19 protein-coding genes are annotated in these 23,243 nt (G+C 54.4%); 15 read left to right on the top strand and 4 right to left on the bottom strand.

The window, feature by feature from the left end; translation table 11 throughout:
• The first annotated feature begins 35 nt into the window (after positions 1–35).
• From RAC89_RS20250 to RAC89_RS20270, 5 genes are read left to right on the top strand one after another with little or no spacing between them, the layout of a single operon-like run.
• Positions 36–2,447: a hypothetical protein gene (locus RAC89_RS20250; RefSeq protein ID WP_306615495.1), complete on the top strand. Its 2,412-nt coding sequence runs from the start codon at positions 36–38 to the stop codon at positions 2,445–2,447.
• Positions 2,444–3,730: a vWA domain-containing protein gene (locus RAC89_RS20255; protein ID WP_306615496.1), complete on the top strand. Its 1,287-nt coding sequence runs from the start codon at positions 2,444–2,446 to the stop codon at positions 3,728–3,730. Before RAC89_RS20250 ends, RAC89_RS20255 begins: the two co-directional genes overlap by 4 nt.
• Positions 3,731–3,750: 20 nt before the next feature.
• Positions 3,751–4,386 (top strand): hypothetical protein, encoded by a 636-nt coding sequence (locus RAC89_RS20260; RefSeq protein ID WP_306615497.1) that lies wholly within the window; start codon positions 3,751–3,753, stop codon positions 4,384–4,386.
• A 20-nt stretch (positions 4,387–4,406) separates the two neighbouring features.
• Positions 4,407–5,669, top strand: coding sequence for a TRAFAC clade GTPase domain-containing protein (locus RAC89_RS20265; protein WP_306615498.1), 1,263 nt, complete (start codon positions 4,407–4,409; stop codon positions 5,667–5,669).
• Positions 5,669–8,422 carry a GAP1-N2 domain-containing protein gene (locus RAC89_RS20270; protein WP_306615499.1) on the top strand — a complete coding sequence of 918 codons (2,754 nt, stop codon included), beginning with the start codon at positions 5,669–5,671 and terminating at the stop codon, positions 8,420–8,422. Before RAC89_RS20265 ends, RAC89_RS20270 begins: the two co-directional genes overlap by 1 nt.
• A gap of 70 nt (positions 8,423–8,492) precedes the next feature.
• Here RAC89_RS20270 and RAC89_RS20275 read toward each other — a convergent pair whose 3' ends face one another.
• The gene (locus tag RAC89_RS20275) at positions 8,493–8,918 is read right to left on the bottom strand and encodes a VOC family protein (RefSeq protein WP_306615500.1); all 426 of its coding nucleotides are present in this window, start codon (positions 8,916–8,918) and stop codon (positions 8,493–8,495) included.
• Positions 8,919–8,994: 76 nt separating this feature from the next.
• Positions 8,995–9,972, bottom strand: a complete 978-nt coding sequence (locus tag RAC89_RS20280; protein ID WP_306615501.1) for a sigma-70 family RNA polymerase sigma factor — start codon at positions 9,970–9,972, stop codon at positions 8,995–8,997.
• A 188-nt stretch (positions 9,973–10,160) separates the two neighbouring features.
• Here RAC89_RS20280 and RAC89_RS20285 point away from each other — a divergent pair, with 188 nt between their 5' ends.
• The 9 genes from RAC89_RS20285 to RAC89_RS20325 all read left to right on the top strand — a co-directional run bounded on the left by RAC89_RS20285 (position 10,161) and on the right by RAC89_RS20325 (position 20,430).
• Positions 10,161–11,381, top strand: a complete 1,221-nt coding sequence (locus tag RAC89_RS20285) for an oligogalacturonate lyase family protein (RefSeq protein ID WP_306615502.1) — start codon at positions 10,161–10,163, stop codon at positions 11,379–11,381.
• A gap of 51 nt (positions 11,382–11,432) precedes the next feature.
• Entirely contained in the window at positions 11,433–12,533 is a 1,101-nt protein-coding gene (locus RAC89_RS20290) for a rhamnogalacturonan acetylesterase (protein ID WP_306615503.1), read from the top strand.
• A 219-nt stretch (positions 12,534–12,752) separates the two neighbouring features.
• Positions 12,753–14,822 carry a bifunctional aldolase/short-chain dehydrogenase gene (locus tag RAC89_RS20295; RefSeq protein WP_306615504.1) on the top strand — a complete coding sequence of 690 codons (2,070 nt, stop codon included), beginning with the start codon at positions 12,753–12,755 and terminating at the stop codon, positions 14,820–14,822.
• Between the two features lie 31 nt (positions 14,823–14,853).
• A complete protein-coding gene (locus tag RAC89_RS20300) occupies positions 14,854–15,228 on the top strand; it encodes a sensory rhodopsin transducer (RefSeq protein ID WP_306615505.1) in 375 nt (124 codons plus the stop codon).
• 23 nt (positions 15,229–15,251) lie between these two features.
• The gene (rhaA, locus tag RAC89_RS20305; RefSeq protein ID WP_306615506.1) at positions 15,252–16,514 is read left to right on the top strand and encodes an L-rhamnose isomerase; all 1,263 of its coding nucleotides are present in this window, start codon (positions 15,252–15,254) and stop codon (positions 16,512–16,514) included.
• A gap of 23 nt (positions 16,515–16,537) precedes the next feature.
• On the top strand, positions 16,538–18,013 hold the full coding sequence (locus RAC89_RS20310) for a rhamnulokinase (RefSeq protein WP_306615507.1): 1,476 nt from the start codon (positions 16,538–16,540) through the stop codon (positions 18,011–18,013).
• A gap of 26 nt (positions 18,014–18,039) precedes the next feature.
• On the top strand, positions 18,040–18,801 hold the full coding sequence (locus RAC89_RS20315) for a DeoR/GlpR family DNA-binding transcription regulator (RefSeq protein WP_306615508.1): 762 nt from the start codon (positions 18,040–18,042) through the stop codon (positions 18,799–18,801).
• A gap of 159 nt (positions 18,802–18,960) precedes the next feature.
• On the top strand, positions 18,961–19,512 hold the full coding sequence (locus RAC89_RS20320) for a TetR/AcrR family transcriptional regulator (protein WP_306615509.1): 552 nt from the start codon (positions 18,961–18,963) through the stop codon (positions 19,510–19,512).
• Positions 19,513–19,842: 330 nt separating this feature from the next.
• Positions 19,843–20,430 carry a hypothetical protein gene (locus tag RAC89_RS20325; protein WP_306615510.1) on the top strand — a complete coding sequence of 196 codons (588 nt, stop codon included), beginning with the start codon at positions 19,843–19,845 and terminating at the stop codon, positions 20,428–20,430.
• Positions 20,431–20,489: 59 nt separating this feature from the next.
• Here the strand turns inward: RAC89_RS20325 and RAC89_RS20330 are convergent, their stop codons facing one another.
• Positions 20,490–21,098 (bottom strand): transglutaminase-like domain-containing protein, encoded by a 609-nt coding sequence (locus tag RAC89_RS20330; protein ID WP_306615511.1) that lies wholly within the window; start codon positions 21,096–21,098, stop codon positions 20,490–20,492.
• Positions 21,099–21,449: 351 nt separating this feature from the next.
• On the opposite strand from RAC89_RS20330, the gene speB reads away from it, so the two are divergent.
• Positions 21,450–22,433: an agmatinase gene (gene speB, locus RAC89_RS20335; protein WP_306615512.1), complete on the top strand. Its 984-nt coding sequence runs from the start codon at positions 21,450–21,452 to the stop codon at positions 22,431–22,433.
• 176 nt (positions 22,434–22,609) lie between these two features.
• Here speB and RAC89_RS20340 read toward each other — a convergent pair whose 3' ends face one another.
• On the bottom strand, positions 22,610–23,194 hold the full coding sequence (locus RAC89_RS20340) for an ANTAR domain-containing response regulator (RefSeq protein WP_306615513.1): 585 nt from the start codon (positions 23,192–23,194) through the stop codon (positions 22,610–22,612).
• Between the last annotated feature and the right edge of the window lie 49 nt (positions 23,195–23,243).

Raw genomic sequence — 23,243 nt, forward strand, 5'->3', positions numbered from 1 at the left:
GCCTGCGTGTCCGGGAGGGAGGAGGAATAACGGTCATGGAAGATCGCCTTGCTGCCTGGGCAGCGGAGGATAAGGAGCTGTGGAAGCAAAGGGAATCGGGAGATAGCGGGAGGCGCATGCTTCAAAAGCCTCTTGTCCTCCTGGTTCTCGGGGATCGATCCCGATCGGCGCTTGAGCACCTGTACGAGCACCAACGGACACAATGGACGCATCCCGAAGGGGTAAGCTATTTATTTGTAAGTACCGCTGAGCTGGAAGCCGGAGGCAAACCGGCCGAGCATGTACTGCATTGGCAGTATCCGCTGCCGCAATCGGGCGAGGATAAGCGCAGCACCCGTGCCGAGCTGCCAAGGACGCTATATGAGCAGGAGACGAGGCTCCGGCAGCTGAATGTCGTTCTACGTCAGCTTACGGGAGCCATTGGGGATAAGGGCAGGCTGTACGGCTCCCTGCAGCAGGTGCATCTGGCCGTGGTGGTAAGCGCCGATGATCCGTATAGCAGTTTGCTGCCCGAGATCACCGTATTGGCCCGAACCGTTCTTGCGGGAAGCTTCCGGTCCGTGTCCGCCGACTTGTTCGTACTGATGCGGGAGAAGCAGACTCGGGAAGATTATGCTTACGATGCGGCTTTGACCGTCAGCTTTCTGAAGGAGCTTGAGCTCATGCAGAGCCGCACCTTCCGCTTCGAGGCGCCGCTTCTGGTTACGGCCGACGGCATCAAGCTTCGGGCGGAGCATGCGGCGTCACCTCTCTTTGAGACCGTCTATCTTCTAGGTGACAAGGATGAACGCGGACTGTTCGCTCGGGACAATGCGGCTGTCTGCAGTGAGATCATCAGCCGGTTAAGCTTCCTTCGCTGCCGGCAGCCGGAGGAGGCTCAGCCGGCTTATAGCCAGTATAATCATCAGCTATTACTCCGGAATCTGATGTCGCCCGGTGCCTCTCAGCCGCAGCTGGCCACAGCGGGGCTCGCGAAGGTGGCCCGGCCGGACCAATCCATCGTCTCCGCTGTACTGCTGAAGCTGCACCGCAGACTCGTGCAGGTGTTGAGGGAACATGAGCCCGCAGGGCAGCGTGATGCCTTGGCGGCGGCGGGGCTGGAGGCCGATCATGCCCGGGAATCTGTAGATGCGCTGCTGCAGCGGTTCCCCGATCCGGTGGAGGAGATGCGGGGGCTGCTGTATGAGCCGCTTTCGGAACAAGGACTGGGTCGAACCACGCTGAGGCAGGCCGAAACGGCGTGGTTCGGCACACATGCCCGCGATTTCTTCGAACGGTTCGCCGAGCGGCTTCGCGAGGAGCTGGAGGCGGAGAGCTTCTCAGAACGCCTGAGGCGGCGAATAGAAGAGAATGTGGTCGCCAATCGGCGCTTCGGACTGTGGGCAGCCTTTCGCTGGACCTCTGAGGAGGATCGGCAGGGGATCGCTTATGCTGTAAGAGAATGGCGGAAGGAGCTCGAGCATCGACTGGCTTCCGGCCGGGCCGAGCTGGAAGCGGCCTATGAGGAGAGCCTGACGGAGCTGGCACCTTATCGCAAGGGGGTGCTTCGCTGGTTTGGGGGCAGGGCGTCCTTGAAGGCTTTGGTCGATGCGCTGCTGCAGCGGGTGTACCGCCTTAGGCTTGAGCTGCTGAAGCTTAAGCTGAAGCGGGAGCTTCTGGTACGATGCGAGCGGATGCTGGAGGAGCAGCATCGGCTGCTCGGGAGATATGTGGAGCAGCTCGGGAATATAGAGCTCCAGCTGGAGGAGGCATGTCGTTTGCATGCTTCGCAGGCCGGAGACGGTATCGGCAGGAATGTACAGGAATATTACGGCCAGGCCGTAGAGCTCATCGGCTCTGAGCTGGAGACGCGATGGGGGAAGCGGTTTGAGCTGGACGAACGGCGGATGGGTCATGTTACTGCGTATCTCGATGCCGGTAATGATGCCTACCTTAAGAGGCTGATGTTGATGGCTGAGCAGGATTGGTTTGCCCATTCCTTGTTTTGCCAGCCGTTCGAGCGAGAGCTGCTGGAGCGGGCCAACGTCAATATCAGATATGAAAATCGGCAGGTGCTTACCAAGGAAGAGCTGTATGAGGATTTGTGCAGCCATCTGGAGCAAGAAGCAGCTGTTCGTGCCGACGTATACCGTTTTACCCAAAAGCACCGTTATGAGGAAAGCTACTTGTTCGGCGATGCCGACAGCGAATTGATCCGCTACGCGCTTTCTTCGGCGGAACGGACGCAGGGTAAGCTCGGCTGCATCCATGACGGGCAAAGGCCGGGAGTGGAGAAGCTGAAAATTATGGGAGGCTTCCGCACCGAGGATCTGATGGTATACCGCAGCGGAGAGCCGCTGTACGAGCAGTATGTAAAGAACGGCTACAAGCTGCACAGATTTGATTGGGAGACAATGCTTGGACTTGGGCTGAATGTTCAGACGGAGGGTGGAGAAAAGGACGGATGATGCGGCGTAAAATCAATGAACTGTTTATCATCCTTAGCGGAGCAGGCGCTTTAGCCGGCTGGGCTGCAGGAGAATGGATGCTTATGCAGCTATCGGGCACACTCGGGGATGCACTGCTCATGGGCTTTTACTTTGGCACCCTTGCTTTCTTTATTGTTTTGGGCGGCCTGCTGGCCGAAACGATAGCCCCCCGGCTGAACGGGGCGAACTGGCGATTGCGGTATGCGGGGGACGGATGGAAATGGCTGGTGCCCGCCTCCTTCGCCCTGCTGCTGGCAACCGGGACGCTTATGCAGTGGGCTTACGGCTTTGATCTGCGACGAAGCGCCGAACCGCAGGATTACGTGGTGCTGCTCGATATGTCGGAAAGTATGAAGGAAACCGACCCACAAATGGAAAGCCGGAAGGCGGCAGCGTCGCTAGTGGAGAGTATAGCGGCCGATAAACGAATCGCCATAGCGCTGTTTAACGAGAAGGTGTCGTGGCTGCAGCCGCTCGCTGCTGTAAAGGACCCTTCCGTGAGACGGGATATAGTCACCCGCCTGAAGCAGGCGGCGGCTCCCGCTGGACAGACGGATATTGCGGGCGCGCTGCAGCAGGCGGCTCAGCATATGATCGAGAGCGGTACGGCGAAGAGACGCGGAGCCGTCATTCTTCTTTCGGACGGGTACAGTCCGACCGATGCTCCGGCCGTAACGGCCCCTTACACGACCGCAGGCCTGACCATTCATACCGTCGGTCTGGCCGCTGCCGGCAATGAGGAAGGAAAGGGACTGCTGCGGCAGCTGGCGGAAGCGACCGGCGGGACATTTCGCCATGCGGATCAAGCGGCACTTGTACCGGAGGCGTTCGGAAGCATCTATTCCTCAGAGCAGCAATGGCATCTTATGGAAGCGAGAGGAGGTGGCGAGGCGGACAGCTTGTACCGGGCCGCAGCCCGCGTGGTCGGTCTGCTCCTGCTGGGAGGACTCATGGGACTATCGCTCGGCATCGTATTCGATCATCGCCATCTCGCTCGAAGCTTCCTGATCGGCGGAGCCGTCGCCGGCCTGCTGGCCGGCCTTCTGCTGGAGCTTTCGCTTCCGGACAGCAGTCCCGTTCTAGTACGTGCCGGCGCGGATCTGCTGCTGGCCGCAGGACTATCCGCCTCCACCTACCTTTACGGAGTGAAGGAGAACGAAGGGGGCGCAGGGATGCGACCGTTTAAGCGCAGCGGCCACCCGCCTGCCCTTTCGAAAAGCGCGAATACGTCCATAGACCGTGCCGGCAGTCGGTTCCGTTAATGGACTGGGGAGGGAAAGCTATGCAGGGGGATTCACCCGGAGACGGCCAGCGGATTACGAAGGCTGCTTGCCGTCTGTCGGAAGGAGAGTGCGTTTTGACTTGGCACTGGCCCTCCGACATCCAGTATGTCAAAATATGCAGCTTCGCCGCCGGAGACGAGCTGGCCTCAGAGCAGGAGAACGAAAGCAGGTGGAAGGTGTACACCCGGGAGGAATACAAGGCTCGAGGAGGGTACCGGGTGCCTGCCGATTTTCTTGGCGTTCGCGTATTCAGAATATATCCGTGCGTGATGAAGGAGGGGCAGCTGACGGCGCTTCGGCAGTCGGACAGCGAGCATGTAGCCCGTTTCAACGGAGGGCGGGCGAAGCTTCGCTGCTCGATCCGCTACGGCTGGGGATGGTTCGGTAAGCATCGTTCGGCGAAGCTGCGCTTAACCTGCGAAATACCCGTGCCGAAGGAAGCCTTATGTTATGTCAAAAAATCAGGCGGGGTTCCGCTGCATCCCGGGGACGGGACGCGGTATCCTCTCCACCGGGATTTATCGGCGGGGGTCACGGAGCTGCCTGAGATTCAGATCGGTCGGGAGGACCGGATCCGGATCTTTTTGACCGATGGCAGGCTGTATGGGGATCTTTACGAAATCGTACCGGAGTAATCAGGAGGAGGGAAGCAGCCATGCTGGGCTTTTTGAAACAGTTCTTCGACAAACAACCGCAGGCAAAGGAAAGGCCTCCGTTCTATAGCATTGTATGTCCGTATTGCTTCGCCAAATACGAGCCGTCTGCGGTCGTATTCCGGGCAGCTCACGTGAAGGAGCACGATGATGAATTCGCCCTGCAGGAGGATATGAGGTTGAATGAATGGCGCCGGAAATTCCGGCTCGCTCAGCCCGATATGGAAGCCGTTATCGATCCTGAGCTGATTCCGGAGGAGCATCGGATGTATTCCGGCGAGGTGCTGGTGGGCGTCACGGACCGCTATGGCGTCACAACACGGAAGCGGTTATGCCCTAAGTGTCACAATGAGCTGCCGATTACGGCGGGGCAGGTGCCGAGCAATATCATCTCGATTGTCGGAGCCTCCCAGGTCGGCAAATCCGTCTACATGACGTCGCTCATTCATATGCTTCAGACCGAGACGGCGGCCCATTTCGATGCAGCCTGCATGCCGCTCAGCGCGGACATCTCCCGGAAGTTTCGCCAGCAGTATCATGAACCGATCTTCGAGCGCGGAAGCATGCTGCAATCGACGAACCCGAACGAGCAGCAGGAGCCTTTTATTTTTCAATTCGTGTTCAAGGACGAGACTAAGGCTCCGCTGCTGCTTGTATTCTTCGATGTAGCAGGCGAGGGGATGGTAGAGCGAGATTATTTGGACATTTATGCCGCCCACATTCAAAACTCGTCAGGCATCTTGTTCCTGGTGGACCCGCTGCAGGTTCGCACCATTCGCGATAAGATTCGCCTGAACCTCGGTGAGGAAGGAGAGTTTGCCGCCCGCTATGACGAACCTAGGGAGGTAGTCATTTCTCTATACGAAAATTTCATTTCGCATCAGCGAAGCGGCAAGACCGACATCCCGACGGCGATTGTGCTGACCAAAAGCGATATGCTGCTTCATCTGCAGGAGGAAGACGGCGATTATATTCAGCCTAACAGCAATGTATTCCGTGATGTAAGACACCGCGGGGCCTTAGACCGTACGGAGTTTGAAAATATTAACGGGGAAATCGGCAGGTTCATCGAAAAGGTGGACCGGCCGTTCAAAGATGCGGTCGATGTGTATTTCCGCAATACGGCCTATTTTGCCGTGTCAGCCTTAGGCTCCAATCCCGTGAACCGGCAGGTTCAGGGTGTTATCAGCCCGATCCGAGTGGATGAGCCCTTCCTATGGCTGCTTCACCAGCTCGAATATATCGACAGGGGAGATCGCCGGTGATGGCACAAGCATTGCGAATTCAGCAGCATTACTATACCCGTTGCCGCGAAGGGGTGTTCCGCAGCAACGAGGGCTTCGATACGGTTGCGGTATCGCCGGGCTTGGACAGCGCCTTTATTAAATCCGTCCTGCATCCTTATTGTTACTACAAGGCTCCGCGAACGACGCCTGCACCGGTTTCTTCACTGGCTAATGATGCGGAGCAAACGTACTACCCGCCGTCGCTGGTTGTGTATCCGTCGGAGCATGGGGATTTGGTGATAGGGCAGACGGTCTTTGTAGAAGCGGATTTCACGGGACAGCGCAGCGCGTTCTTTACTCAACAATATGTCGTCCCTTCCGCGCTGCGGGAGGAATGGCTTCGAAGCAGCGATAGAATCTTTCGGCTGAAGAGCTTCTCTGAGAGCTATGATGACTCGCAAGGCAAGAGCCTGCCGGAGCTAGAGAATGACGATAAGAGGCTGCTGGCCGCCGAATCCCGGCCGGAAAACGAGCCGGATCGGCTGCTGGCGCGGTTAGGCTTGGACCGACAGCTGTTCGGGCAGCTGCTTTTGTCCGTTATGGCATCCGTCACGAACCGCCGCAAAGTATATATTGTTCTGAGTGAGGCAGCCGTTCAGGCTGAGCGGGACGCGCGCGAGCTTATGAAGCTGGTGTACGACTGCTTGCCTTATGCCTACCGACGGAAGCTCGGCGTAGTCACCTTCTCCGGGGAAGCGGAGGCCAAGCAGCATATTCACGTGACCTTCTTGGATAAGGAAGCCCTTCGACAGGCAGGCAGTCAGCTGGAACGGGACGTGCTGTTCGACTTATCCGCAGCCCGGGGCAGTCAAGTTAAAGGCGCAGATTCGAAGACGGCGGCACCCGGGCTCCTGGAGGCGATATGGCATCGGCGCCATTCGCAAGAACATCTGCGCGAGCTGTTCGATTATTGTGAGCAGGCACTGGAGGGTTTGGAGGAAAGCTTGCCGTATTCCGTATCGGCCTATGAAGAGTTATGCCGTCTATTTGAAATCGGACAAGGGGAAGCGAGTTTGTATGATGCGGATCGGACCGGAGTGTGGAAGGCTCTTAAGAAGTACTTGCAGCAAGGAAGGGAAGCAGGGGGCAAAGAGAAGCTGCATGAGCTTCTTGTTCAGCTCCTTCGTATTGAAACGGGACATGTAGGGCGGACGGCTGACTCCGCTCTCGCCGACGCCATGCTAGCCTGCGAAGCGGATGCCGTTCCTGGAGAGCAGGTGCTGCTGCGGCGTGCTCTTTCCCTCTTCGTTATGCGTGCCTTGACGGCAGGCGGTACAAATGCCGGCCACGAGCTGCTGGATAGCTTGCGGCGGCATCCGCTCTCCTTCCGCGCCTTCTTCCAAGAGCTCTATTCCCAGTCGGCGGCAGCGGCCGAGGGCTGTGTTTCGGTAGCCCTGCAGAATGCGGAGGGCAGCCGGGGGCTTATGACCGAGCTCTCATTCTGGGCCTCTCATGCGGATGTGCTTCCGGTATCCTTCTTCGCCGGGCAGACCCAAGCGGCGCTGCGGCGGCTTGTAACGAAAGATTCGGGGAAACGGGCGATAGAGACGGCTTCCGGCTTATTTTCTTTTTTCGAAAAGCTGCCTGCCGTGGAGGGACTGCAGCGTTATGAAGAGTACAGTGAGCTGATGCAGCTTGAGCTGCAGCTTCAACTGCTTGAAGGCTTATCCTTAGGGGAGCTTGAGGCTGAGGACCTGCTTCGTATGGGCTTTATGCTGAATCGCCCGGACCCGAGGCTTCTGTCGTATATGCCAAAGGGGCAGCGGTTAACCTTTGATTTATGGGCTTCGATCTATTACATCCTTACCTTGAAAAGGGGAGAAGAGGAGCAGGCGGAGGAGCTCTTGCTTCAGCTCGGGCCGCTGGAGCTTGAGCGTGCCCAAGAGTTTTTACGTCGGGCGTGGACGGGCAAAATTCCCGTCGAGGCCTTCCGAGCTGTCACCTTCGCTTTTTATGCCGGCCAGGAGAGAGGGCGGACAGGCCTAGGGAAATATGACTTCGATCGATTTCTTGCGTATATGGCGGCACAAGGCGGCAAAGATTCCGTTTATGATTTCATTGAATGGAGTATTACCGATCCAAGGTTCACAGGTGCAGGCGAAGAGATAGAGCCGCATTATCGTGCGGCGCTGCACCGGTATTTTGATCGTTACGATCATCGGGGACTACGCCAGAAGGAGGTTTCCCGGCGGTTCTTGGCCGTGTCTCATTCGGCCTACAGGGCGTTGTTCCAAGAGATCAAACGGCGCCAAGCGCCGAAATGGCAGCAGCTTGTTATGGCGCGAAGAAAACCGCTGGCCATCCTGCTGGGTTTGATTCTCTTGATTGCCGGACTGGCAGGCTGGAAGCCGGCGGCTGCGTTATTGATAAGCCCGGTGCCTCAGCTGCAGGTGACCGGCGTGCCGGACCGGACGTATGCCGAATCGGTAACGCTCCAAATTCAAGCGACCGATGCGCTGGACCGAAAGCCCAGCATTTATTTCGAAGGGGAATTGATCGGGCAAGGGCAGGTCAGCCGCGAGGTGAGGCTCCGTGAGGGGGAGAATGTGTTCAGCCTCAAGGCGCAAAACAAGTATGGCGGTGTCAGCGAAACGATTCGGAAGACAGTTGTGCTTGAACCCCTTATAGGACCGCCGCTTCCGGAGACTAAACCGCAGTCAGCCAGTAAGAGCACGGGCGGATCGCCCGCCGGTAAGACTACAGGGACGCGATCAAATAGCGGAAGTCGATGACCATACAAAGCTTATCTCCGCAGCATAAGGCTGCCGCCGATAATTAATCGGCAGCCTTACGCTGCTTATTTCAATTCTGCCAAACGTTGAAACGGTTACCGTCCGGATCTCTAAAGCGGAATTGCAGTCCGCACGAGCCGTTGTCCGTGATCGGTTCGACCTCTGCGCCATGCTCTTCAAGCGACTGATGGAGCGCAACGATATTGTCGGTCTCGAACGTAAGGGAAAACATTTCAAAGTCTTTCCCTTCCCAGCTGTCAGTCGTAAAGTTGGCATTGGGTCTGTCCTTGGATTCGATGAGGAAAATCCATTGACCGCTGCCCATGATCAGGATGCTGTCATTCCGATCAAAGGCCTTCAAGCCAAGCACCTGCATATACCACGCTCTGGACCGGGCAAGGCTCGCTACCGGCAAGTAACTGCACAACACCCCCTTAACAAGCGGCGTCTTTGTAGCATGAGTCGTTTGTTCAACATCCGTGAATGGTTGCTGCATTTCCATAACCTCCTCGATTGGTTTCAGTATATAGACGATTCCATCCGCAAAAAACCGTCACGCTATTCAAAAAAAATTAGAACGCCGTAAAAGCGCCGTAACGATTACCGTCCGGATCAAAGAAAAAGACGCGCATTTGCCCTATTCCCGGGGCCTCCTCCCGCACCGTTCGAACTCCCTGCTCCTCCAATGTCCGGCAAAATTGATCTTCGTTCTCAATCAGGAAAACTACGGCCGGCCGCCTTGACGAAGCGTGCTCCCGAAGCACATCCACGCGCACTTCGATCAAAAACAAGCAATGACCCGACGGCAGCAGGATGTGTCCGTTGTGGTCGAGTGAGAGGCCCAGGACACGGACGAACCATTCGGTCGATTGGCCTCTATCCGACACGGGGATATAAAATTGGCCGGCTTGTTTGACAATCCGTTCCATGACGGGGACCACCAGCTTGTCGGAAGCTTCGCGTTTTCGGAAATGCCCGGCCCAAGCGGACAGGTGCTGCTCCTTCAGCAGCTTGCGGCTTCGCCTCATTCGGCTTTCTACGGCTGTGACCGACATGTTTAGCATGCGGGCGATTTCGGGCATCGTCATTTCGCTGACATAAAAGGACAGCAGGATAGTACGATTCGTTTCATCAAGCTGCTGGAGCGCTTGCTTGACATCAAGACGCATTTCCTGCCGGATGATCATATCTTCCGCTTGCCGTTCGTTTTCCCTGAGCGCAAGTTGCCCGAGCTCCTTATGCAGATGGGATTTGCGGGTCTGTGACCGCTTATAATCGATGGATAGATGAAGAGCGATGGCATACAGCCAGCTTCCGAATCGTTCAGGCTGCCGGAGGCTGTGCATTGAACGGAACGCTTTCACGAAGCATTCCTGCGCGATATCTTGGGCATGAAAGTAGTCCCGCAGGATGTCAAAAGCAATGGCGCATACGGCATTCGTATACATTCGTACTAACTCGGCGAAAGCCTCGACATCTCCGCCGGCAGCCGCGATGACAAGGTCCGTTTCTAACGTACCGGAATGCTTGTGCTGATCGAACTTCCTCATCTCCCACGTCTCCTCTACTATCTTTTGGCCCAATTTTATCCAATTATATCACAAGATCGGGCGGTGCTTGAAAGAGGCCGGCAACATCGTGCAACATTGTGCAAACCAGATAAAAATGTACAAGCCCGCGAGCGAACGGCAGCAAGATCTTATTATGGCGGGAAAGATCAGGTACGAGTAAGGTGGGAGTGATTACATCAAACAAAGGTCAGGTGAATGGCAGCATGAATCGTTTCGGCAAGGGAAGCGTATGGCCGGCAGAGTGGAAAATGACAAAGGACCTCATCACAGGCATACCTATGCGTCAATTGACGGATGTGTTGTCGCATAGCTTTCATCTGTATTTCACGAATGACGGCTGGTATGAAGGCGGCAGGAAGCTGTTGTTTGGCTCGGACAGAGAGAATGCTGCGAACTTGTACAGCATGGATCTTACCACCGGTGAAATTACCCAGCTGACAGCGTATAAGGATGCGCGAGCAGCAATTCAAGGGACATATGTAAATCCTAAGAGAAAAGCAGCCTACTTCGGACGGGACGATCTTATCATCGCTCTGAATCTTGAGACGCTGGAGGAACAAGTCATTTACGAGACACCGGCTCGTTATAGCCTGGGAAATATCAGCTGCACCGCCGATGGGAAGTGGCTCTGCGCCGGTATCAAGGAGGATCTGTCCGATCGGATACAGGCGTCGCTCGGAGCCGGTTATATCGGCTTCGAGGAAACGGCCAGGGCCAAGCCGCATTGCCAGATTTTGCTTATTCCCGCAGAGGGCGGAGAGGCAAAGGTGCTCCACGAGGATAACGTCTGGATCGGACATGTGAATGCCTCGCCGACGCAGCCGCATATAATTAGCTTTTGTCATGAAGGACCGTGGGACTTGGTGGATCATCGGATCTGGTGCCTGAATATCGAAACCGGAGACCGCTGGAAGATCCGAGCGTCGGCGGATCATGTGTTTGTCGGCCATGAATATTGGCATGCGGATGGCATAAGAATCGGCTATCATGGCTATACGGAATCGCTGTCGAACAAAGACGGCAAATTTATCGGCTCCGTCCTATACGATAATGCGGAGGGAGAGGAGTTTGCTTTTCCGTTCCAGAACATGCATGTCCATTCGAATGATTCCAGCCTGATTGCAGGTGACGGGCAGCAGACCAGCGCCTACCATGGCGAGCAGCTTCAGGACACAATCTGTTTATGGAAAAAGACGGGTGACCGTTTGGAAGGCCCCAGGATTTTGTGCAGGCACAGGGGAAGCTTTCAGTCGCAAAAGATTCACGTGCACCCGCGGTTCAGCCCGGACGGGAAGCAGCTGCTCTTTACCAGCGATATGTCCGGCTATGGCAATTTGTACTTGGTCGATGTTCCTGAATTTGAAACGCTGCCTAAGCAGTCTTTATAATAGCTCCAAGAAAGAATTAGAAATGCATTCAATGAAAGGGTTGGTTGTGCTATGAAATGGAGCGCCCAATTTGCATTTGCTCCCGAAGAGGCCGGAGCCGGCGTGATCCGAATCGAGTCCCAGGATGCTTATGACATGGAGCGGGGATACGGCTATGCCCAATCTCCCGAGCCTTCGCGAAATGAGGACATGCGGGATTCCTGGCCGGGAGAATATTTTATACCGCATGTTCCCACTTTTCTGGTCGATGTGCCCTACGGCAACTACAAGGTGACCGTAACGGTCGGCAGGCCGGAGGCCCCGTCTGCTACAACGATTAAGGCAGGTCAGGGACATCTAGTGCTGGATACGCTTGAAACCGCCCTGGGTGAGACGATTCGCGAGACGTTCGCGGTACATGTGGAAGACGGGCAGCTGAAGCTTGCCTTTGCCGGTGCCGCCCCGGGAGTTCGGAAGATCGAGATCGAACGTTCGCCCGATGTGCCCACGCTGTTTCTTGCGGGAGATTCCACGGTGACGGATCAAGCTTCCGGCCAGTACCCTTACACGGGCTGGGGGCAAATGATCGGCAAATGTTTTACAGCAGGGCTGGCGGTTTGCAACCATGCCCGTTCGGGCAGAAGCTCGAAGAGCTTTATCGATGAAAGCAGACTGACCAAGCTGTGGAGAAGGGTACGCCCGGCCGACTATATCCTGGTTCAGTTTGCCCATAACGATGAGAAGGACAATGACGGGGGCACGCTGCCTTACACTACGTATCAGCAGTACCTGAAACGTTACATCGACGGTGCTCGGGAACGCGGAGCGCATCCGGTGCTGGTTGCTCCGATGCATAGAAGATTTTTTGACGAGCAGGGTCAAATCAAGAATACCCACGGCGAATATATCGAAGCGATGCGCCAGCTGGCAGACAGAGAGCAGGTTCCTTTTTTGGATCTGGCCTCCAAGAGTAAGGAGCTGTTCGAGAAGCTAGGCGCAGACGAGACGAAAAGGATCTTTATGTGGGCGGAGCCGGGCCGGTATGCCAGTATGCCGGAGGGGGCGCAGGACAATACCCACTTCTCCGAGGAGGGCGGAATTGCCATTGCCCGTCTGGTGGCGGAATGCATCCGGGAAGCCGGCGTAGAGCCGCTTGCGTCTTATCTGAGGTAGCTGAAACGACTTGATTGTACTCGTCGCCTGCGCGGCCAATGATCCTTTCCTTGAACCCGGCCTAAGGCCGGGTTTTTCAGCATGCGAAGGGGAAGCTGTGTAAGATATCTTTCCTTTGTTTTGTTTTGATTATTTTTGAATTTGTTGTATTCAGAACAAAACAAATGTGTTAAGATGAAAACAAAATCAAATAAACATTCATTCGGAGGTATTATCAACATGGTACAAAGTTTGTGGGATTCTTCTAAAGCAGCAGAGCTGACAACAGGACTCGATCAATTGGTCTACCGTTCGAATCTGATCGGAACCGATCGCCGTGTATGTAACTATGGCGGCGGCAATACCTCCAGCAAAACCATCGTGAAGGATTTCCGCGGCCGCGATATCGAAGTGATGTATGTGAAGGGCAGCGGCTCCGACCTGGCAACGATGAAAGCGTCTAACTTTACAGGTTTGCGCATGGAAGACATTCGTCCTTTGTTCGAGAAGGAAGATATGTCCGACGAGGACATGGTGGCTTATCTGGCTAACTGTATGATCGACGCCAAGCATCCGCGGGCATCGATTGAAACGCTGCTTCACGCCTTTCTTCCGTTCAAGCATGTAGATCACACCCATCCTGACGCCATCATCAGCCTTTGCTGCGCGGACAACGGTCAGGCGGTAGCAAGAGAGATTTTCGGCGACCGGTTCGTTTGGGTTCCTTATATTCGTCCCGGCTTCAAGCTGTCCAAAATGATCGCGGAAGGCGTATTGAGCAATCCTAAGGCTGAGCTGGTGCTCATGGAGAAGCACGGTCTCGTTACTTGGGGAGAAACCTCCGAGGAGGCGTACGCGCAAACGATCAAGATCATTAGCGAAGCGGAAGCTTATATTGAAGCGCGCGTGCAAGAAGAGAAGGTATTCGGCGGCGTGAAGCATGCAGCTCTGCCGGCTGATGTTCGCAGAAGCATTGCAGCGCAAGTGATGCCGACGATCCGCGGCGCAGTCAGCGACGTGAAGAAGATGATTCTTTCCTTCGACGATGCGGATGACGTGTTGCAATTCGTAGGAGGGCAAAATTCCGCTACCCTGTCCCAGGTCGGCGCGGCTTGTCCGGATCATCTGGTACACACCAAAGTCGTTCCGCTGTTCATCGACTGGACGCCGAATGTGGATGACGTGGAAGGCCTGAAGGCGAAGCTGAAGGAAGGCATTGCCGCTTACAAGGAAAGCTATCAGGCTTACTTCGAGCGCAACAAGAACGAGGGCGACGTCATGTTCGAAGCAGCTCCGCGCGTAATTCTGATCCCTGGCGTAGGAATGGTCAATACAGGTAAAAGCTGGTTCATGTCGCAAGTCAGCGGAGCTCTGTACCACCGCGCGATCGCCGTTATGAGAGGTGCAACGGCGCTTGGCGAGTTCGTATCCCTGAGCGAGAACGAGTCCTACAACGTAGAGTACTGGCCGCTGGAGCTGTACAAATTGTCTTTGGCTCCTGCTGAAGCGGAATTCTCCCGCAAGGTAGCCTTTATTACAGGCGGGGCCGGCGGAATCGGCAGCGAAACGGCACGCCGCTTGGTTTCGGAAGGCGCCCACGTGGTGCTGGCCGACCTGAACCTCGAAGGCGCAGAGAAGGTGGCTGCGGAAATCAACGCGAAGTACGGAGAGAACCGTGCTGTTGCAGTAAAGGTTGACGTAACAAGCGAAGAGATGATTAAAGCGGCTTATGCCGAAGCGGCGATCGCTTACGGCGGTGTAGACATTATCGTCAACAATGCGGGTCTCGCTACCTCCAGTCCGTTCGACCAAACGTCGCTGAAGGAATGGAACCTGAACATGAACGTGCTGGGTACCGGCTACTTCCTGGTTGCCCGCGAGGCATTCATCCTGATGAAGGAGCAGGCCATCGGCGGCAACATGGTGTTCATCGGCTCCAAGAACTCCGTATACGCCGGTAAAAATGCGACGGCTTACAGCGCGGCGAAGGCACTGGAAGCGCATCTGGCCCGTTGTATCGCAGCGGAAGGCGGCGAGTTCGGTATTCGCGTGAATACGATTCTCCCGGATGCCATTCTGCAGGGCTCTGCGATCTGGAACGGAAGCTGGCGCAATGAGCGTGCCGCGGCTTACGGCATCGAACCGGATCAGCTGGAGGAATACTACCGTAAGCGCACCACGCTGCTCGTGAACATCTATCCGCGGGATATCGCCGAAGGGGTTGCCTTCTTCGCTTCTTCCAAGTCGGATAAGACGACAGGCTGCATGCTGACGATCGACGGCGGCGTACCGGCTGCCTTTACCCGCTAATAGCATGATCACTCTTGAGGAGGAATTTCCTATGCCAACAGCTACAGGCGAGAAGGTATGGATCATTCCTGACGGTTACATTCCGGAGCAAAGCTCCGGAACGTTAACCAGTCACGAGTCCATTTGCGTATTGAATACCGCGGCGGAAGCGGCGAACCTTGAACTGACGATCTTCTTCGAGGATCGCGAGCCGATTGAAGAAATCCTAGAGATTGTGCCGGGGCGTCGTACGAGACATATCCGCACGAGCTCCTTAGCCAATCAGGCAGGCAACAAGATTCCGCTTGGAGTTCCTTATGCCATTGAAGTGAGAAGCGACATTCCCGTTGTCGTACAATACAGCCGTCTGGATTCGACCCAGGCCGAGAACGCCCTAATGTCCGTCATGGCTTTCCCGATTAAATAATCCCAGAATGAGGTGCGGATCCAATGGATAAGACCATCCAAGCCAATTATGAATTGGCAAAGCAACTGTATGCAGCCCATGGCATCGATGTCGATCAAGTGCTCGAGCAGCTGGAAAAAATCAAAATTTCCATGCACTGCTGGCAGGGCGATGATGTAAGGGGATTCTTGAACCGCGGGCAGGATTTGACCGGCGGCATTTCCGTAACGGGCAACTACCCGGGCGCGGCACAAACACCGGCCGAGCTGCGTGCGGATTTGGAGAAAGCGTTCTCCTTGATTCCCGGCAAGCATAAGGTGAACCTTCACGCGATTTATGCGGATACGGAAGAGAAGGTCGAGCTCGACCAGCTGGAGCCCAAGCATTATCAAGGCTGGGTCGAATGGGCGAAAGAGCAGGGCTTAGGCCTAGATTTCAATCCGACCTGCTTCTCTCATGAGAAGTCAAAGGACGGGTTTACCCTTAGCCATCCGGACCCCTCCATTCGCCAATTTTGGATCGATCACTGCAAGGCGTCCAGAAAAATCGGCGCTTACTTCGGCGAGCAGCTTGGCCAAACGTGCGTCACCAACGTATGGATACCGGATGGCTTCAAGGATGCGCCGGCAGACCGGTTGGCGCCAAGACAGCGCCTGAAGGCGGCATTGGACGAAGTGTTCGCCGAAGAGCTGAACCCGGCACACAACCTGGATGCGGTCGAGAGCAAGCTGTTCGGTCTCGGATCTGAGGCGTACGTCGTAGGCTCCCACGAGTTCTATATGGGATACGGTATTCAAAACAACAAATTGATCTGTCTGGATGCGGGTCATTTCCATCCGACAGAAATGATTTCCAATAAGCTGTCCTCCTTATCGCTGTTTACGGATGGCATTCTGCTCCACGTAAGCCGTCCTATGAGATGGGACAGCGACCACGTCGTGACACTGGACGATGAGCTGATTGATATTTCCCGGGAATTAGTGCGCGGCAACCTGCTGGACAAAACGCACATCGGTCTCGACTTCTTCGACGCGAGCATCAACCGCGTTGCTGCTTGGGTCATCGGTACCCGCAACACCATCAAAGCGCTGCTTCGCGCGTTGCTCGATCCGGTTGAAGCGTTGAAGAAGGCGGAGCTTGAAGGCGATTACACAACACGTCTTGCTCTGACGGAAGAATTCAAATCGTATCCTTTCGGCGCCGTGTGGGATTACTATTGCGCATCCAAAGGGGTTCCGGTTCGCGAGGAATGGCTTGCTGAAGTAAAAGCCTACGAGCAGGAAGTACTGCTTAAGCGCGGAAACTAATTAACGGATAAGGGTGATATCCTTTGGGAAGCATTGTCGCTTTTGATTTGGGCGCGAGCAGCGGCCGAGCGATGCTCGGGCGTTTGACTGACGGCAAGATCGAGATCACGGAGCTTCATCGGTTTACCAATGATCCGGTGCAGGTGGGAGACCGCTTGCACTGGGACATTTTACGGCTGTATCACGAAATCAAGCAAGCCCTTATACTTGCCAAAAATAAAGGCATCGAAATCGACAGCATCGGAATCGATTCTTGGGCGGTCGATTTCGGATTTATCGGTCCGAACGGCGAGCTTGTGGGCAATCCTTATCATTACCGCGACCGCCATACGGAAGGGATGATGGAGAAGCTGTTCGCCCGCATCCCGGCATCGGAGATTTTCGCCAGAACGGGCATTCAGTTCCTTCAATTTAATACGATCTTCCAGCTGTTTGCCCTGAAGGAAGCGGGCTCCCCTTGGCTGCAGAAGGAAAACCGGCTGCTGATGATTCCCGATTTGCTGAGATATTTCCTGACCGGTGAAATGCATAACGAGTTCTCGAATGCAACGACCACCCAGCTGTTTAATCCGGCAACGGGAAGCTGGGACCGGGAGCTGCTGAAGCAGCTTGACCTCCCGGAATCCTGGTTCGGCGAGGTGCTGCAGCCGGGCAGCAAAGCGGGCATGCTTCAGGCATCCGTATGCGAGGAGCTGGGTGTTCCCTCCATCCCTGTCTTTGCGGTAGCCGAGCACGATACAGGCTCCGCGGTAGCGGCTGTTCCGGCAACGGATCGGTCCTTCGCGTACCTCAGCTGCGGTACATGGTCCTTGATGGGCACCGAGGTACAGGAGCCGGTTATTAACGAGCTGGCACAGGAGCTGAACTTTACGAACGAGGGCGGGGCTTACGGAACGTACCGTCTGCTTAAGAACATCATGGGGCTGTGGATCCTGAACGAAAGCCGCCGCGAGTGGGAGAAGACCGGTAAGTCGTACTCTTTCCCTGAGCTGGTGAAGCTGGCTGGAGAGGCGAAGCCGTTCCAATCGTTCATCGACCCGGACGACTCCTTGTTCCTTGCGCCGGGCGACATGCCGTCCCGGATTGAGCAATACTGCCGCCAAACCGGTCAGCAAGCTCCCGAAACCGCCGGCGAATTCGTGCGCTGCATTTTGGAGAGCCTGGCACTAAAGTACCGGTATGTGCTGGAGATGACCGAGCGGCTCTCGGGTCAAAGCTTTAACGGCTTGCATATGGTCGGCGGCGGCATTCAGAATACGCTGCTGTGCCAGTGGTCGGCGAATGCGATCGGCAAGCCGGTGTGGGCCGGACCTTCCGAAGGCAGCGCCCTCGGGAACCTTGCCGTGCAGTGGATTGCGCAGGGCGTTTTCAAGGATATTTGGGAAGCGCGGCAGGCTATTCGGGATTCCTTCCCTGTAACGGAATACATGCCGGAGGCTCAAGCTGAGTGGGGCGCTGCATATGGACGCTTCTGCAAGCTGACGGGAATCGCAGAATAAGTAAAGAGCGGGAAAAGAGGTAAGCCATGCTAGTTGCGGAGCGTTATGAGAAAATAGTAGGCTTGGTTAACCAAAGAGGCTCCATCCGAGTTTCCGAGCTTAGCGACATTTTTCAGGTTACGGAAGAAACGATCCGCCGCGATCTCGACCGCTTGGAGCAAGCGGGACGTCTTCGCCGCTCGCATGGCGGTGCGGTAAGCGTGAAGGACGGGCAACAGCCGGAGATTCCCTTCTTTGAGAGGGAGATCACCTATGCGGAGGAGAAGAAGCGGATTGCGCAGGCGGCGATCAAACGGATCGATCCGAACGACCGCATTCTGCTTGATGCGAGCTCTACCGCTTGGTACATGGCTTCGGAGGTGCCGGACGTTCCGCTTACCGTTCTAACCAATTCCATCAAGGTCGCAACCGAGCTCAGCGGCAAAGAGAAGATCGAAGTGATCTCAACAGGGGGCATTCTGGCGCAGCGCTCGCTGTCGTTTGTCGGGCCTCTGGCTGAACGCTCGCTGGACGGCTACTATGTGGATAAGCTCTTTCTCTCCTGCAAGGGGGTTCATCTGGAGCGCGGCATCAGCGAATCCAATGAACTGCAAGCACGGATGAAGGAGCGGATGATCGGCATGGCGAGCGAGGTCATTTTGCTCGTCGATTCCAGCAAGTTCGGCCAACAATCGTTTACGCATGTGAGTGATTTGTCCGAAATCGATGTCATCATTACGGATCGCCGCATTGCTCCGGAAACGCTAGAGCAGCTGCAGGATCGCGGAATTACAGTGATAACGGTATAGTAGTGGAGGATAATAACCGTTTTGGGACAGCAGGTCGCGAGGGACTGTCTCAGGACGGTTGTTTTGCTTTTCGCGAGATTGGGGGACTTGATAAGATGGGGAATGGCTGGTAAAATGTATGTGATTGATTAATCACTAATCGTAATTGGAGGTGCTTCTTTGGTTAAGAAAACCGCAAAAGCTTCGGATAGTTCGTCCGGTAACCGGAGGGAGGAGATCCTTGAGGCTGCCGTGCAGGTATTTTCCGAGAGCGGGTACTACAAAACGACCACCGCACATATTGCAGAGCTTGCGGGGATTTCACAGCCTTACATTTTTAAGTTTTTTAAAAATAAGGAGGAGCTTTTCATCGCGGCGCTGGATCGCGCATTTGATCGGATCCTGCGCTCCTTTGCCCTGGCCGAGGCTCCTCCGGAACGTTTGATTCCCAGGCTTATCGAGGTATACGAAGGCTTAATGGATTCCCATCGCAATGAGATCATTATGCAGATGCAGGCGATGGTGATCTCCGAGGAGGCGATCCGTCAGCTTGTGCGGGAGAAGCTGTGGGCCATCCGTACGGCGGTGTATGAACGGGTGGTGGCTGCGAAGCTCTCCGATCCTGACCAGGTGGTTAGCGTCTTTATGTCCAACGGGATGCTCTGTAACGTAGCCGCCGTACTCCAGATGCCCGAATTAAAGCCGGCTTTTACGCTGAAGGGCACGAAGTAGCCGCTGTTCAAGGGGGATGTCTTGTATCTCCATACGTAAATCTGCGAAAGAGCACAAATCTACGTTCCAAACTTGGGTACAAAACGAGATTTGTGCTAAGACGCATCTTTCAGAGCTCTTTATGGCTGAAATCGGGCGATGTGAGCTCGGATTGCTGCCTATTTGCAGAAATCTCATCATTATCGATAAGAGTAACTTGCGAAAGTTGCACTTTTGCAGAAATGCTTAGTCGCTGAGCGATACGCTCTTATGTACCCGCCTCGTCAAGGATCGTTAGATATTATTGATTAATCAATAATAATCCAAATAATTATGAAGGGATTGTTATACGTGAAGCCATCACAAGAACAAGATTCATCAGCGTTAATCAATTTGACACGCTCCTTATTGCTGGGCTTGCCCCTGGCAGGAGCCTTGTTAGGCTATGTGGCTATGAAAGCAAGGGACGGCCGCATGCCGGTCACCGATTGGATGGACCCGATGCTGGCAGGTCTTACCTTATTCAGCATGCTCATGGTCGAGCTGGTTGTAATCGTCTTATGGCAGCGGTTAGGAGAAGGCTTAGGGAAGCGATGGATCGCAAAAGGATTGATCATCAGCCAATGGGCTTATACGTTAGGGGAAATTGTATCCAATACCATTACGATCGGGGAGCCTCCCGAGGATATCGGATCACTTTTTGAAATCGCCGCGGGCTCCCTGTTTGTCTTCCTTGTCATCGGTCTTGTTGTTATACTATACCGTCAAACTCACATGAAGCTGGCAAGAGGGGGGTTCCGCCTCCTCGTTCTGGCGGCCATTGCCTTCGTAGGGATGGGCTGGTGGTTCGCACACCCTATCGACCAAAGCAAACCGGGAGCGCCGGATTATATCGAGGGTAACGGCGTGTATAATTGGTTTCATCGTTACCTAAAATAACCATGACAGGAACCCGCCGGAAGCCGACGAAAATCACATCGTTAGATCGCAGCAGCCGGCTACAGCTCTACCGGCAGATGATATCGATACATCTCTATGCAATCCGTATTCGTCCGAAGAGCTTGCATGGTTTTGGCGTTGGGCTTGCTATAGATCGTAGGATAATCCACCTCGTTATATTGGGTGCGGACCGGAAAAGCCAATTGTTCGGCATGAATCGAAAATTGCGAGTTGATCCCTTCCTTGTTGCCGCGGGCGTCCAGCCGAATCCAGCGGTTCTCCGAAGCTAAATAAACGGCGTTCAATGCATGAATGCAATAACCGGTATCCGGCGTATCTCCGATCGTTAGCTTTTGATAGCAAAAGCCGGCCGGAATGCCCTGAAGCCGGAGCAGGGCGGCCAGCAGATTTGATTTGGCATAGCATATCCCCTCGCGGTGCTGCAGCACTTCGGACGCTTTTCGGGTAATGCGTCTGCTTTGTATATCCCAAGAATGGTTAACTTCGTCCCTTACGAACTCGAATATGCTTTGGATAATATCGAGCTCATCTGTTCGATCCTGAACCAGCTGGGGCAGCAGTCTCTTGATGTCCGCATGCTGCCAATCAAGCTCTTCCGTTTCGGCTAGATAGTCCTGTACGTCGTCCGATTCGCAAATCAGCTTCATGGGTGTGCACCTCACTTGTGTTTAGTTTATGTAATATAATATAACATCTATCGCAAAAAGTATTGATAATTCCAAATTCTTATGTTATATTAAATCACGTATTAATAACGTAATTGAATCATTCGGGTTTGTCAACGGTGACATGACTCGAGTCGGCAATGGGGCCGCCTTCTTATCGCATAAGAGGGTGGTCATTTTTTTTATAACATCAGAATCTATAAGTTTTGAGCGGAGCTCAATGATTCTGATGTTTCAAGAAAAGCTGCCTTTATGACACGAATGCACTACTTTGAAAGGGCTTCGATAGAAGCTTTTCTTTTTTTCAACCAAATTGCGAAGGAGCTGTTGTTCATGTACCGTCCGTTATTCGAAAAGGGCAAGCCTGGCTTTGCCGGGATCCGCACCTTTATGCATCTGCCGCATGTTCAAGAACTGGACCAGGTTGATTATGCCGTTATCGGCAATCCGTTCGATACGGGAGCGAGCTATGCGGTAGGGACGCGGTTCGGTCCTTCCGCGATTCGCGAAATGTCTCAGCGTATCCGCCCGACCAACCCGGCCCAAGGAATTGATACCAGTGAATATTTATCAGGTATTGACTACGGCGATTTGACGGTGTTTCCCGGGTATATCGAACAAACTTACGAGATTATTCAAGAACAGTTAAAGCCGATTTATGATAAGGGGATTGTGCCGATCATTCTAGGGGGAGATCATTCCATCTCTTACCCTCATGTGAAGGCGGCGGCGGAAAAGTACGGCCCCATCAGTCTCGTCCATTTTGATTCCCATTCGGATGCATGGAAGCATATCGACGAGAAAAGGAAATTCGGTCACGGCAGCATGTTCTGGCACGGAGCTATGGAAGGCTGGATCGATACCGGCAGCTCAATTCAGATGGGGATGAGAGGCACCTCCAGCTTGACCCATTATGATGAGACTAGGGAGCTCGGGTTTGAGCTTCTGACAACGGATGACGTGAAAAAGCTGAGCGCTGTTGAGCTGTGCAGCCGAATCAAGGAAAGGGTAGCCGATAGGCCGGTTTTTCTGACATTTGACATTGACTTTCTTGATCCTGTGTTCGCTCCCGGAACCGGGACCCCGGAGGTAGGCGGCTTCACCACCTATGAAGCGCTTCAGATGATCCGGGGTCTTGCCGGGATTCGTCTGGTAGGCTGTGATCTTGTCGAGGTTTTGCCTGACCGAGATCCGACGAGGGTGACTGCGCTGAATGCCGCTTATATCGCTTTTGAATTCATCACACTGCTCGCACTGCATCGCCGAAGTGCACTGGACGCCGCAGGTATAAAACAATCAGCCGCCGTCCAAGAATAAATCGCAGCAAGGAGAAGCACCCGCTTTCCGGTATTACGGAAGGCGGGTGCTTATTTATAACATTAGAATTATAAGTTTTGAGCGGAGCTCAAGGATTCTAATGTTTCAAGAAAAGCTTCCTCTTGCTCACGAATGTACATCCCCGAGAGGGCTTCGATAGAAGCTTTTCTTATAGCTTATATTTTTCTTCGCCTAGCATCGTGCCCGGGTTTCATATTTAATCGGCTGGTTGTGATCACGGCTTCGGCAATGTCAATGAGTTTTCTTCTTTCGCTCATGGCTTGTGTGCGCATCATCTCGTAAGCCTTAGCTTCGCTAATGTTATTGGAGTTGCTGATGATGGCTTTTGCTTGATCTATGCGCTTGCGCTCCTCGAATTTGCTGGAAAGGAAGGTGTACTCCCGCTCAAGGTAAATGCGATGCTCATAATTTTTGAGGCCTACGAGAAGCGACCACTGCAACTCGATTGGATTCATTCCGCAGAACAGCATTCCGTCAATCTTCTGGTACGGCGCCGTGGTGACAGGCTTTTGCTCCTCACACCACCAAAAGACGGGAAGCGCGAAATGCTGGTTCGCCTCCTGCAGCCACTTCTTGAGCCGGCAGGCGGGAACATCGAGGACGATCAGCTCGAATCGGACGGGGCCGAGGGTACTCAGCAATTCAGCTGGAATGGATTTGACCCTGTGACCCAATTCCTTTAATTGTTGCCCCACGTTGCACTTGGTTGTCGGGATATCATGAATATGCAGGATCTTCATAATCATCATCACCTCAAGGATGGAATGTAGAACGGGGATTATATGTTAG

This window comes from Paenibacillus sp. GD4, from assembly GCF_030846225.1.
In the GTDB taxonomy this organism is placed as follows: Bacteria; Bacillota; Bacilli; order Paenibacillales; family NBRC-103111; genus Paenibacillus_G; species Paenibacillus_G silviterrae.

Coding starts and splice junctions, on each gene's coding strand:
- RAC89_RS20250 (WP_306615495.1), top strand. CDS start 36: ATGGAAGATCGCCTTGCTGCCTGGGCAGCGGAGGATAAGGAGCTGTGG.
- RAC89_RS20255 (WP_306615496.1), top strand. CDS start 2,444: ATGATGCGGCGTAAAATCAATGAACTGTTTATCATCCTTAGCGGAGCA.
- RAC89_RS20260 (WP_306615497.1), top strand. CDS start 3,751: ATGCAGGGGGATTCACCCGGAGACGGCCAGCGGATTACGAAGGCTGCT.
- RAC89_RS20265 (WP_306615498.1), top strand. CDS start 4,407: ATGCTGGGCTTTTTGAAACAGTTCTTCGACAAACAACCGCAGGCAAAG.
- RAC89_RS20270 (WP_306615499.1), top strand. CDS start 5,669: ATGGCACAAGCATTGCGAATTCAGCAGCATTACTATACCCGTTGCCGC.
- RAC89_RS20275 (WP_306615500.1), bottom strand. CDS start 8,918: ATGCAGCAACCATTCACGGATGTTGAACAAACGACTCATGCTACAAAG.
- RAC89_RS20280 (WP_306615501.1), bottom strand. CDS start 9,972: ATGAGGAAGTTCGATCAGCACAAGCATTCCGGTACGTTAGAAACGGAC.
- RAC89_RS20290 (WP_306615503.1), top strand. CDS start 11,433: ATGAAATGGAGCGCCCAATTTGCATTTGCTCCCGAAGAGGCCGGAGCC.
- RAC89_RS20295 (WP_306615504.1), top strand. CDS start 12,753: ATGGTACAAAGTTTGTGGGATTCTTCTAAAGCAGCAGAGCTGACAACA.
- RAC89_RS20300 (WP_306615505.1), top strand. CDS start 14,854: ATGCCAACAGCTACAGGCGAGAAGGTATGGATCATTCCTGACGGTTAC.
- rhaA (WP_306615506.1), top strand. CDS start 15,252: ATGGATAAGACCATCCAAGCCAATTATGAATTGGCAAAGCAACTGTAT.
- RAC89_RS20315 (WP_306615508.1), top strand. CDS start 18,040: ATGCTAGTTGCGGAGCGTTATGAGAAAATAGTAGGCTTGGTTAACCAA.
- RAC89_RS20330 (WP_306615511.1), bottom strand. CDS start 21,098: ATGAAGCTGATTTGCGAATCGGACGACGTACAGGACTATCTAGCCGAA.
- speB (WP_306615512.1), top strand. CDS start 21,450: ATGTACCGTCCGTTATTCGAAAAGGGCAAGCCTGGCTTTGCCGGGATC.
- RAC89_RS20340 (WP_306615513.1), bottom strand. CDS start 23,194: ATGAAGATCCTGCATATTCATGATATCCCGACAACCAAGTGCAACGTG.